We start from the raw sequence: 11,808 nt of genomic DNA, 5'->3' as shown, positions 1-11,808 counted from the left end.
TCCACGAACCACATATGCTATTTGTGCGGTATCGTGATTTCTTCGATGCCCTGGCGGTCCTGGATATATCGGAACAGGTAGGTGTCCGGTGTTCCCATTTTCCTTCCCTGCAGAATCTCATCCACCTCGCCCGGCCCGTAATAGACCTGCAGATCCCGTCCGGAATAGAAACGCTCGATCGAAGCCTTGAGCCCCAGGGGATACAAGTATGCATGCCCATGCATTCGGGGTATCCGCGCCAGCACCAGCGTCGATCCGGTCGGCAAATCAGGGTAGCGCGCCTTGATTTGCCGAGGGATGGAATCGGCGATTTCACCCGCGGCCTTCCACTCGGCGATCCGAGCCCGCAGATCGGTCACGTAGTATCCTGCGAGCAGCAACAAGACCATGGCCGCCAGGGAAGGCGCGAGGATTCGGATCGTGCGGCTCGAGTCCGCTTTTGCTCGGAGGAAGCCCGCGGAAAGCAAGAGCGCGGCCAGCAATGCATAACCGATGGCGCTGGCATAGGCAAACCTGGCAGCAAAGCCCGTGATCATCACGAAGGGAACAAAGGCGGCCAGCATGAACAGGATCGAGAACCAGAGCAGGGGCCGGCATCCTCGAGGAAGGAGCAGCCCTAGAATAAAGAGGAAGAAATAGAGGATGCCGGCAAGACGCTGATGGCCGTGAAGCAACTGATAGAGCAGGTTATGGTAGTTCCCCACGAAGTTTCCAAAAGTGAGGGACAAATCGTATTGACCTACCTCCCCGCGAAACAGAAGCAGCCAGAAGGCCAGGTAAATGCCCAGAGCTGCTGCATGCGGCAGGACCCGGACGGCCGCAGTCCGGACCCGGCTCCAGAAAGCCTGCGCCGGGCGAGCCAAAAGCAAAAACTCCAGCCCAAACAGGATTCCCGGAAGCACTACCGCGCCCTCATAGCAAAGGAGGCTTAGAGCGAAAAAAACAATCGACAGGATGACGAGTACTCTTGCGGTACCCGGTTTTCTCGCGCATAAGTGGTCATTTGGGCGGCGTGCAAGAGTGTACGCTATTAGCGCGGCGAGCAGAAAAAACAAACTGGGGAGGCTGTCCCTCGCAGCGATCCAGACGACGCGGGAATGATGGATCGGATGTATGGCGAACATCAGTCCGGCTGCACTCGAAATCAGCGACGACCTCGTCAACAGAAAGAGCCAGGAAAAAAGCAGAAGGACATTCAGGGCATGTAGGAGGATGCTCTCCAGGTGGTAGCCACGAGGATCACCCCTCCAGAGCGTGTTGCTGAGCGCGTACGAGAAGGCGATCAGAGGACGGTATTCATTGCGTCCGTAGCCGACGGTTTCATGAAGGGACCGGAAGGCGTCATCAAAGTTCAACCGTTCGACGATGCGGAAATCATCAGCGACCATGCTGGCTTCGAGTGCCGGGTAGTAAACGCTGATCGTCAGCAGAAAAAGGCCGAGGCCGATGAAGATCTCTCTCCGCGCAAACATCCGGTCGCCTGTCATTTTGATGAGTCGCCAAAACGGATCAGGGATCGGGTGCTTCCCCTGTCGGCCGCGGAAGTTCCCGACAGGGGTGAGCGGCGGCGGAACGATTTCCGCTTCAGCAGCTCCCCTCAGGGCAAAGGCAAGAATGCCGCTCCGGGACCTATAAACCGTGGTTGTTAAGAGATTGGGACCCTGATCGAGTAAGAGCCGTACAGCGAGTGACGCTATCATTTCAATATCCTGCTCGCCATACCCTAAAGGTTGTAGTTCTTTGGGAAAAAGGCAGTAGAGCCCTAATCGCGCCGCTCCCGGCGACTTTCTGTGGGGAAGGTCTGGTCCAGATCAGGTCCACCAGTGCTTACATCAGGGAGGATGGATCCATAGGGACCTTTCAGCAACTGGACCTGAGCCTCTGAGCTCCGGCCACGTGGCCATTTCTTGCCATACGCCATTGCATTAGTCCCCCGGGCTGCGCTAATCTGGCCTCCGTCGTTTCCGAACATGTGAAGTAATCTGATCAGCACCGGTGCGATTCAAGGAGATTCTCATGAAGCATGTGTTGACTGCAGGGATTCTCATTGGTGTCTTTTGTGGACTCTGGCAACTTCTGTTGGGTGTGACAGGCTGGTACAAGGATCCTGTCATGATGAACATGTTCTGGGTGGTGATTCTCATTCAGATCGGATTCCTCATCTGGGGATTGAGGCGCACTGCGAAAGAAGGGAAGGCGTATTGGGCCCAGGTGGGTCTTGGGACCCTCATGTCTCTCATCGCGGGAGTGATTCTCTTCTTCGTTTCCTTTCTTTTCACTTCGGTCCTGTATCCGAATTACTTCTCTGAAATGAGGGCTATGCGGGAAGAAGCGCTTCGAATATCAGGACGGTCTCCGGCGGAGATCAAAACCATGCTGGACATGGTAGCCGGAACTCAGACTTCGTTCTTTCAGGCCATCACAGGATTCGCCGGAACCGTGGTCACCGGGTTTGTCTGCTCTCTGTTGATCGGCGCGTTCGTCCGAAAGAAAAGCTGAGTGCCGGAAGTCTAACCTGGCGTGGAAGATCCCTGACTCGACCTTGTTTCAGCAAGACCGCTGGCCCGGATGGAGGCTCATTCGGCCAAGTCAAACCACCGCCTCTGGGGTTGAGAGTCGAAGAAGCCGACCGCATGCGGCTGGAACGGCTCTTTCGTCATGCCGGCCGTCCTCCGGTGGCCACCGAGCGTCTGTCCGTTCCGCCCGACGGCAGGCTGCTCTATCGCCTCAAGCGCCGCCGGCGCGACGGAACCTCCCACGTGAATCCGGGGTGAAACCCGCGGGCGCAATTCCTGTGAACATCCAGGACGAAAGCGTTTTGAAACCGACATCGGTCCCGTCGATCGTCGACAGGCTCCCGTAGAAGGGCCCCTGTCAATTTCTTTTGCAGTCGATGCCGGCACGGCGGACAGGAACATCCCGACAAACGGGGGTGGTGACTAATTGCGGATCGGCCGGCGCCGGTTATCCTTCATCCGCAGGTCAGCTGGCGGCGGGATCATGGCGGGGTCGAATGCCGTCCAGGGGTATGGCGGAGAGGGGGGGATTCGAACCCCCGACACCGGTTTTGCCAGTGTAACTGCTTAGCAGGCAGCCCTGTTCGGCCACTCCAGCACCTCTCCATAGTCGATTTCGGATGCGCTCGCGATGAACTATGCGGCGGCACAGCACGCAATGTTAGCGAAGCGCGCCGTTCTTTGCCAGAGAAAACCAGGGACGATATGCAAAATCCGCAATTCCACCCGTGCCTCAAAAACGATAACCAAGAAACCCACAAATAAGGCTTTCGTGTGTTTCGAGTCCTTCGTGGTTTCTGTTTTTGGGTTTGGTTGCTTTGATTTTTTTGCTACGGTCTTATAATCTTGGTGTTTTTCAGCGAGGTTGAAGAAACGGTATGGCCACGTCCGTGCGCGTTCGTTTTGCTCCCAGTCCCACGGGCTACCTTCATGTAGGCGGGGCCCGCACCGCCCTCTTCAACTGGCTCTTCGCCCGGCATCACGGCGGGAAATTCGTCCTGCGCATTGAAGACACCGATCTGGCGCGTTCCTCCGAAGAGATGGTGGAAGGCATATTGCAAGGCATGCGGTGGCTTGGCCTCGACTGGGATGAGGGCCCATATTTTCAGTCCCAGCGGCTCGACCGGTATCAGGCGTTTGCGCGCAGCCTGCTTGGGAGCGGGCACGCCTACCGTTGTTTCTGCACTCCCGAAGAACTCGGCCGGCGCAAGGGCGCCCAGCAGGGCACGGGAGGCACCTGGCTCTACGACCGGCACTGCCTCGCCCTTCCGCCCGACGAGTCGGAGTCCCTCGAGCGCTCCGGTGCCCCATTCGCAGTTCGTTTCCAGGTGCCCGAAGGTAAGACCTCTTACCTCGACCACGTGTTCGGCCGGATCGAGGTCGAGCATGCCACCGTCGAAGATTTCGTCCTGCTGCGCTCGGACGGAGTCCCGACCTATCACCTCGGAGTCGTGGTCGACGACCTGGATATGGACATTACTCATGTCGTCCGCGGCGCCGATCACATTTCCAACACGCCCAAGCAGATTCTCTTGTATCAGGCGGCCGGCCAACCTCTCCCTGAATTTGCCCACGTGCCCCTCATCCTCGGGCCGGACAAGCAGCGGCTCTCCAAACGCCACGGCGCGACCTCGGTGATGGCATACATGGAGATGGGGTACCTCCCCGAAGCGTTTTTCAATTTTCTCGCACTGCTGGGATGGTCGCCCGGCGATGATCGGGAGATCCTTTCGCGCCGGGAATTGGTGTCCCTCTTTTCTCTCGAAGGGGTGGGCAAAGCCAATGCGGTTTTCGGCATTGACAAGCTCAACTGGTTCAACGGCCAATATATCAACGCGACTCCACCTGCGGAACTGCGCCGTCTGGTCGCAGCGGAGCTCAGAGCCGTCCGTGTCTGGCAAGGCACGATTCCCGGACTTGATCTCGAAACCATGGATCGGACTCTCGCCCTGCTGAAGAACCGCGCGCATGTTCTGAAGGATTTCAGCGGCCGCTTTCGTGCATTTTTCACCAACCGGTATGAGTACGATCCGGCAGCTTCGGCCAAGTTCCTGGATGACCCGCAGCTGAAAACGCTGATTCCCGCCCTGCTCGACCGATATGAGCGCGACGCCTCCTTCACACCGGAGTCAACAGAGCAGCACTTGCGCGCCCTCGCCCAGGAGAGCGGCATCAAGGCGGGAGTGCTGATCAATGCATTGCGGGTGGGTTTGACCGGGCAGGGAGTGGCTCCGGGATTGTTCGAAGTGATGCAGGTGCTGGGGCGGGAGCGCACACTTGAACGCATGCGCAGGCTGGCCCACTATCTCGAGCAGCTGCACGTGTAGAGGCAAGGCCTGGTGAGCCTTGATCTGCGTTGTAAGGCGCGTGGAATTCTGTCCATCTCATGCAGTTCATCCGATCGCGGGGGTGATAAGGAAATGACCAGGCTGGGAGTGAATATCGATCATATCGCAACCATCCGGCAGGCGCGGCAGGCCATCGAGCCCGATCCCGTCGCCGCCGCCGTGCTGGCGGAACTGGCCGGAGCCGACGGCATCACGGTTCATCTGCGCCAGGACCGCCGGCACATTCGCGACAGCGACGTCCGGCGCCTCCGGGAGACCATAACTACGCGCCTCAATCTCGAGATGGCAGCTTCTTCAGAGATGGTCCGCGCCGCGCTCGGACTTCGGCCCGACCAGGCGACCCTCGTGCCTGAACGGGAAGGCGAAGTCACGACCGAGGGGGGCCTCGATGTCGCGCGCAACCTGAAGCAGATTGCAGCCGCGATCAGGAAGCTTCAGGGCGGGGGCATCCAGGTAAGCCTGTTCATTGACCCGGAGTCGCCCCAGGTGGACGCGGCGATCAAAGCGGGCGCCACAATGATCGAGCTCAACACGCGCGCCTACTCCGAGACCTGCCCGCGCAGCCCGGATCTGGCAGGCACGGAACTTCGGCGCGAACTGGCGAAGGTGCTGGCCGCAGCCAACCGGGGCGCCGAGAGAGGCCTGAAAATCCTGGCCGGCCATGGGCTGACCTATCGCAACGTCCGCCTCATCTCTGACATCCCGGTCATCGAAGAGCTCAACATCGGCCATAACATTGTGGCGCACGCAGCCCTGGTCGGAATGCGCCAAGCCGTTGTCGATATGATCGAAGCCATGAGATCAATCTGATTTTCGATTTTGGATTTGAGGACTGCGATGGCATCCTCGAATTGCTCAACAAAAAAATCTCCAAATCAGCAATCCAAAATCTAAAATCCAAAATCGTCGGAGGGTCAATTGGGGGAATCACGCATCGGAACCTCGACCCTTTTTCTGGTTGCCACGCCGATCGGCAACCTCGAGGATATATCCCTGCGTGCCCTGCGCGTGCTGAAGGAAGTGGATCTGGTCGCCTGCGAGGATACCCGCCACACGGCCCGGCTTCTCAACCATTACGGGATCAAGACGCCGTGCGAAAGCCATCACGAGCACAATGAAGCCGGCCATACCAGGCGTCTTCTGGCGCTGCTCCAGGAAGGAAAGAATGTTGCGCTGGTATCCGATGCTGGCACACCGCTGCTCTCCGACCCTGGCTATACTCTGGTCACGGCGTGCCGGAAAGCCGGGCTCTCAGTTATCCCCATACCCGGACCGTCCGCCATCGTGGCCGCGCTCACGGGTTCCGGGCTCCCGACCGACAGCTTTTTTTTCGCGGGATTTTTGCCGCCAAGGCGAGGCCCGCGCAGAAAGAGGCTGCAGGAAATTGCAGATATCCCGGCTACCCTGGTCTTTTACGAGGCTCCGCACCGCCTCGAGGCCGCGCTGGAGGACATGGTCGGCATCCTGGGCGCGCGGCAGGCATGCCTGGCCCGCGAATTGACCAAGATTCACGAAGAGTGGCTCCAGGGAACCCTTCCAGAGATACTTACCGCGCTCCGCACCCGTCCGCAAATTCGGGGAGAGATCACGCTAATCGTAGATCGCGGCGCATCCGTTCCGCCACCGGCGCAAGCCAGCTGGCCGGCGTCGATCGCAGAGCACCTCCAGGAAGAAATGCAGAAGACCGGCGCCTCGCGGAAAGATGCGCTGAAATCCATAGCCCGGCAGCGCGGCATCTCCCGCAAAGATGCTTACCGCCAGTTGCTGCTTGCCCGGAAAAGTCTCAAGCCGTAAGGTGCCGCGCAGGCATGCACGCGCATCAAAACTACCTCAAGCCGCAACAGATCAACGCAGAGGGCGCGGGGCTTTGCCGCCCCTTATGCGCTGGGGCGCATTCGTTCAGAAGAAAACGGGTCGATGCGGCAAGAGAGAATAATCCCACCTATTGGTCGAAATTGATTCAATGCAGAGGGGCCGAAGAAGGTGAAGAAAAATTCATACTTAGGCGCAAAACCACACCGATTGCCTTGCTCTCTCTGTTACATGCGAACCTGAATTGCAGGCCGTTCAGAATAATGCTCTGGTCATCTGGCGGTCCTGAACAAAGCATTAGGGAAAGTTGATTTTGCTTTGTCGATTGCACATCGCCGGAAATAGGATCGCGGGAAGGTTACCAGGGAAACCTGTCGAAGGTTTACGATTAACTATTTCCATCTAAGGAACCACTTATGAGACATCGTGTATCGAAGCCCCTTTTGTTGCTCGCGTCCACAATCCGCGTCTTCGCCGGTTGCAGCGTCAGTCCATCTTCCTCGGTCCACCGCTGCCACTCCTCCGGCGCCCTTTCGGCTTCCACTTGAGTTCTCGTTAGGCCGGCTCCCCTCCATGGGAATCCAGCTAGCGCATGATGCCCCTGCCTTCCAGTTCCCCTGGGAGGTATCCCGCTTTGCGGCCGGCCTGGAAGGTGTCGCTGCGGTCCTGGCGCAGGCGAGCCAACTTACCTTCCTGCTCGACGATCTGCCAGCGCAATTGCTCCAGCCCCGCTGACGAAGCGGACCCTTTGGATCCCTTGGCCGTCTTGATGGGTGCCCAGCGCTCCGCTTCCAACCTCGCCCGCAGCAGCTTGAGCCGATCCTCCGCCTGCACGATGTCACGGTCGAGCTTCTGCAGCCGTGTCTGGAATGAGCGCAGAGAAGCCCGCGGTTCGGCCTTCGTCGCCGGCGCACGTGCAGGAGCCGGACGCGGGTCCGGAGAGGAGAGACTGATCGTTCCTCCAGGAGCGAGCTGTGCTGGATCCGACGCCTCGATCCGTTTCTCCTGAACGCCCTGCTGCGCGAGTTTCTGCCGGCGCTCGGCTTCCTTGCGCGCCACCTCAGCCAGCGATTGAGGGCCGCTGGCCGCACCCCCTAGGGGTTGGACCAGAGCGAGCAATATCACACCCAATGCCCGTTTCATACTCCTTCTAACGGCCGGCGCGCCGTTTTGAGCGAAAAATCCTTGGACTGCGGCAGCTCGCCGCCGCCTTCAGCCCGGATTCGGAAGTTGCTTTGTCACCCGGATCATAACCACAACAGATCCTCTTGGGGATAGCGAGTCCGAAGCATGGACGAATCAATGCGAGTAGCAGGGCCATTCTCAAGCTGGTTTCGAGCCCCCAACTTGCAAGAGGCGCGAAGCACCGGCAGTGCGTCAGCGCGGGGTTAGGGCACGATCTGACGTGAGGCCCGAAGGGCCAGCACATCCAACGTAATCCTAGGAATCTTGCCCGCTACACTTTGAGGGCGGGAACGGTGAGGGGGTAAGCCTGTGCATAGGCTTCGGCAAACCGCAAGATCGCCGGCTCCTGGAACTGATTGGCCAGGACCTGCAGCCCCACAGGCAGCCCTGCCGGGGTAAATCCGCAAGGCAAGGAGAGGGAGGGAACGCCGGACAGATTCGCCGTGACCGTGTAGATGTCGGAAAGGTACATCTCGAGAGGATCCTGGGTCTTTTCGCCGATGCCGAAAGCCGCGGTCGGGCTCACCGGAGCCAACAGGGCGTCCACCTTCGCAAACGCCATCTCGAAATCACGCTTGATCAGGGTGCGCACCCGCATGGCACGGCCGTAATAGGCTTCGTAGTAACCCGACGATAGCGCGTAGGTGCCGATCATGATGCGGCGTTTCACCTCCGGTCCGAAGCCTGAGCTGCGGCTCTGCTCGTACATCTCCGACAGGTCATCCGGATTGGGCGCGCGATAGCCGTAACGCACGGCATCATAGCGTGCCAGGTTCGAGCTCGCCTCGGCGGGCGCGATGATGTAATAATCGGCGATCGCATACTCCGTATGGGGCATCGAGACCTCGATCAGCGAGCAACCCAGTGCTTCGGCGTTGCGCAGTCCCTGCTCGACAATCGACCTGACGGCCGGATCGAGTCCTGCGCCAAAATATTCCCTCGGGATCCCGATGCGCATTCCCGTCAAGGCCCGGCTTATTTCAGAAGCATAGTCGGGGACAGGCACAGGCGCCGAGGTCGAGTCGTACTCGTCACGGCCGGAGATCACCGACAGCAGCAAGGCCAGGTCACGAGGGTTGTGCGCAAGAGGCCCAATGGAATCCAGCGAAGAAGCAAAAGCCACCAGGCCATATCGTGAGATCCTGCCATAGGTCGGCTTCAGCCCGAGCACGTTGCAGAACGATGCGGGCTGGCGCACGGAGCCGCCGGTTTCAGAACCGAGGGCCAGCGTCGCCATTCCGGCCGCGACCGCCACGGCGCTGCCGCCGCTGCTGCCACCTGAAACGCGCGCGAGATCGTAGGGATTTCGCGTCGTCTGGTAAGCGGAGTTTTCCGTCGAGGAGCCCATGGCAAACTCATCGCAATTGGTCTTGCCGATGATAACCGCACCGGTGTGTTCCATGCGCTCGACCGCCGTAGCATTGTACGGTGGCACAAAATTCGCGAGGATCTTCGAGCCGCAGGTAGTCTTGAGATGGCGCGTGCAGATGTTGTCTTTGACGGCGACGGGCACTCCGGCCAGGGGCAAGCCTCCCGCAGCACGTACGTGGCGATCCACTTCAGACGCGCGCGCCAGCACCCGCTCCGGCTCCACCGTGATAAAAGCCTGGAGCGTCGTGTCGGCAGCCTCGATACGTGCAAGGGCCGCGCGCGCCACCGCCACCGCCGTGGTCTTGCCGGCGTTTACCGCCTCCCGAATTGCCCACGCGCTGTGTAATTCCACCTTAAGCCTCTCAAACCACGAAACACACGAAATGCACGCAAGGCCTTTTCGCGTATTTCGTGGTTGCCGTCAGATGACCTTCGGAACTCTGAAATGGTCGTTGCCGCGGTCCGGGGCGTTCATCAGAGACTCCTCCACAGGGAGGGAAGGGCGTGTCCGGTCCTCACGGAAAGTGTGCTTGTCAAAATCTCCGGCGAGCGCTACGTGGCTCGTCGGCATCACACCTTCGACATCCACTTCCTTCAGTTTTTCGATATAGTCGAGGATATGCTGGAACTGTGCCGTGAAGGCGTCGAGTTCCGACTCGCTGAAGTGGAGTTTTGCCAGCTCTGCAATTCTGAGCACTTCCGCACGTGTTATAGCCACAGCAGCCCTCCAAATTACTACCCCTCAGATATTTACCCTTTAGAAGCCTCTGCGATCTCAGCGCTCTCCGCGTTGAGATTTGTAGTGCCACCTATGTCGCTCCTGTCGATCAATCGATGTTTCCCGTCCACCTGGCCGGCGCCGCGCGCTCGAACCAGCGGAGATAGCGGCGCGCCCGCGCGATGTCTCTGCGAATCTGGGCCACGAGCGCCTGCTTGTTGTCAAAGCGCCGTTCCTCACGCAAATACAGGAGCAGCTCGATCGTGACTTCACTGCCGTAGAGATCCCGCTTGAAATCGAGGAGGTGGGTTTCAATGGTCGGCTCCGCAACAGATCCTTCGGAGGTTACCGTGGGACGCACCCCGATGTTCGTGACTCCGCGGTGACGCCGCCCTTCCAGCGTGACGAGCACCACATAAACGCCGTCGCGAGGGATCAGTTCATTCGACGTGCGCAGGTTCGCGGTCGGCACGCTGATGCCCGTGCCGATGGCGGCCCCGTGAACGATTTCCCCCTCGAGTGAAAAGGGGCGGCCGAGCATCCGTCGCGCCAGGGCAACTTGGCCGGCGACCAGGGCCTGCCGCACGGCGGTGCTCGACACGCGGTTGCCGCGAAACTGGACCTGGTGGATCCTGCCCACAAAAAAGCCCTTTTCTGTGCCGATTTCTTTCAACAGATTGAAGCTCCCCTCACGGCGGTGTCCGAAAGCGAAATTGGGACCGACATGGATTTCCTGGATCCTGAGTTTCTCCCAGAGGATCCCGAGGGCGAAGTCGCGCGCGCTGGTGAGGGCGAACTCGCGCGTGAAAGGTATCACCACAACCAGGCGGATCCCGAGTTTCTCCATGGTCGCCAGTTTCTGGTGGAGCGTCTGAATCTGCCTGGGAGCGTTGTTCGGCGCCAGCACCTGCAACGGATGCGGGTGAAACGTCACCACGGCGGGCGTACCCCGGATGCGCTCCGCGCGTTCGACGAGGTCGCGCAGAAGCTGCTCGTGTCCGAGATGCACACCGTCGAAGTTGCCGATCGTCGCCACGGGGCGGGGAAAATCGAGGGGAAGATCCTCCAAGCGAAAGACTACCTTCATGTACCTCTCTACGGCAATTTGATCTTGTTGATCTTGGCCATATATTTCATGCGCACTTCATAGAGCACGCTCTCCAGGAGCTGCTCTTCCTCAGGGGCGAGGTTTCCCTTGGTCTTGTCCTTGAGCATGCCGAGTATGTCCACCGTGTGGCGCGCAGCTTCCAGGTCTTCTTCCTTTTTGTTGGTATAAGGATTGGGCACTTCCCCCAGCAGCACAAGGCTTTGGGTGTAGTAGGAGAGGACGTAGGAAGGAAAGTCGATTCGGGCGCCGGTTCCCGGCGGCGCCTCTTCAGGTTCCGCCGCGCGCGGTTTTCCTCCGGACGCTCCTGGCGCCTCCGGCTGCTTCGGGGCTTCCTTGGCAGCCTCCTCGCGCAGCCTGCCGTCCTCGGTGAAAAGCCGTTTGTCCGTCACCCTAAAGCTCTGATCTTCCTCTTCTTTTGCCATAGCTCCCCCGTGGTTGGACGAACAAAAATGCTATCACGAAATGCCTAAAAGCAAAATAACAACGCAGGAGGGGAAGAAAAAACAAAAAAGAAGCAGCCGCAAACGACACGAACAGCACGAATCTCCTCTTTCGTGCCATTCCTGCTACTTACCTGCAGATCCTTGCCATTCAGGCAAGAAAAGCAAAAGATCAACGCAGTCTCCCATGCACCGGGGGTGCACCCAGGTGCATGAAAATGTTATTGTGCCCCGTAAGGCTTGCGATGGACGAAGGTCGTATTCTCTGTGATGCTTTCGAGCTCGAAACGCAGTCTGACCTGGTCGCCGC

At 59.2% G+C, this 11,808-nt stretch carries 11 protein-coding genes and 1 tRNA gene; 5 read left to right on the top strand and 7 right to left on the bottom strand.

Annotated features, from left to right (window positions below):
- Positions 1-17: 17 nt before the first annotated feature.
- Complete coding sequence (locus LAP85_20575) at positions 18-1,700, bottom strand: hypothetical protein (GenBank protein ID MBZ5498799.1); 1,683 nt, start codon at positions 1,698-1,700, stop codon at positions 18-20.
- A gap of 316 nt (positions 1,701-2,016) precedes the next feature.
- Here LAP85_20575 and LAP85_20570 point away from each other — a divergent pair, with 316 nt between their 5' ends.
- A complete protein-coding gene (locus tag LAP85_20570) occupies positions 2,017-2,499 on the top strand; it encodes a DUF4199 domain-containing protein (protein MBZ5498798.1) in 483 nt (160 codons plus the stop codon).
- Positions 2,500-2,609: 110 nt separating this feature from the next.
- Positions 2,610-2,774, top strand: coding sequence for a transposase (locus LAP85_20565; GenBank protein MBZ5498797.1), 165 nt, complete (start codon positions 2,610-2,612; stop codon positions 2,772-2,774).
- Between the two features lie 255 nt (positions 2,775-3,029).
- On the opposite strand, the gene LAP85_20560 is transcribed toward LAP85_20565, so the two are convergent.
- Positions 3,030-3,122: transfer RNA gene (locus LAP85_20560), tRNA-Ser, on the bottom strand.
- Positions 3,123-3,394: 272 nt separating this feature from the next.
- Between LAP85_20560 and gltX the strand changes: the two genes are divergently transcribed.
- From gltX to rsmI, 3 genes are all read left to right on the top strand, one after another.
- The gene (gltX, locus tag LAP85_20555) at positions 3,395-4,843 is read left to right on the top strand and encodes a glutamate--tRNA ligase (protein MBZ5498796.1); all 1,449 of its coding nucleotides are present in this window, start codon (positions 3,395-3,397) and stop codon (positions 4,841-4,843) included.
- A 93-nt stretch (positions 4,844-4,936) separates the two neighbouring features.
- The gene (locus LAP85_20550; GenBank protein MBZ5498795.1) at positions 4,937-5,674 is read left to right on the top strand and encodes a pyridoxine 5'-phosphate synthase; all 738 of its coding nucleotides are present in this window, start codon (positions 4,937-4,939) and stop codon (positions 5,672-5,674) included.
- Positions 5,675-5,782: 108 nt separating this feature from the next.
- Complete coding sequence (gene rsmI / locus LAP85_20545) at positions 5,783-6,658, top strand: 16S rRNA (cytidine(1402)-2'-O)-methyltransferase (protein ID MBZ5498794.1); 876 nt, start codon at positions 5,783-5,785, stop codon at positions 6,656-6,658.
- A 603-nt stretch (positions 6,659-7,261) separates the two neighbouring features.
- Here the strand turns inward: rsmI and LAP85_20540 are convergent.
- The 5 genes from LAP85_20540 to LAP85_20520 all read right to left on the bottom strand — a co-directional run bounded on the left by LAP85_20540 (position 7,262) and on the right by LAP85_20520 (position 11,480).
- On the bottom strand, positions 7,262-7,819 hold the full coding sequence (locus LAP85_20540) for a hypothetical protein (GenBank protein ID MBZ5498793.1): 558 nt from the start codon (positions 7,817-7,819) through the stop codon (positions 7,262-7,264).
- Between the two features lie 313 nt (positions 7,820-8,132).
- On the bottom strand, positions 8,133-9,584 hold the full coding sequence (gene gatA / locus LAP85_20535; protein MBZ5498792.1) for an Asp-tRNA(Asn)/Glu-tRNA(Gln) amidotransferase subunit GatA: 1,452 nt from the start codon (positions 9,582-9,584) through the stop codon (positions 8,133-8,135).
- Between the two features lie 69 nt (positions 9,585-9,653).
- On the bottom strand, positions 9,654-9,950 hold the full coding sequence (gene gatC / locus LAP85_20530; GenBank protein MBZ5498791.1) for an Asp-tRNA(Asn)/Glu-tRNA(Gln) amidotransferase subunit GatC: 297 nt from the start codon (positions 9,948-9,950) through the stop codon (positions 9,654-9,656).
- A 109-nt stretch (positions 9,951-10,059) separates the two neighbouring features.
- Positions 10,060-11,037, bottom strand: coding sequence for a bifunctional riboflavin kinase/FAD synthetase (locus LAP85_20525; protein MBZ5498790.1), 978 nt, complete (start codon positions 11,035-11,037; stop codon positions 10,060-10,062).
- Positions 11,038-11,045: 8 nt separating this feature from the next.
- Positions 11,046-11,480: a DUF1844 domain-containing protein gene (locus LAP85_20520; GenBank protein MBZ5498789.1), complete on the bottom strand. Its 435-nt coding sequence runs from the start codon at positions 11,478-11,480 to the stop codon at positions 11,046-11,048.
- Positions 11,481-11,808: the final 328 nt, after the last annotated feature.

Source organism: Terriglobia bacterium, assembly GCA_020072565.1.
Lineage (GTDB): Bacteria > Acidobacteriota > UBA6911 > UBA6911 > UBA6911 > JAFNAG01.
The sequence above is the reverse complement of the archived record's forward strand: the minus strand, read 5'-3'. Positions and strand labels throughout refer to the sequence as shown.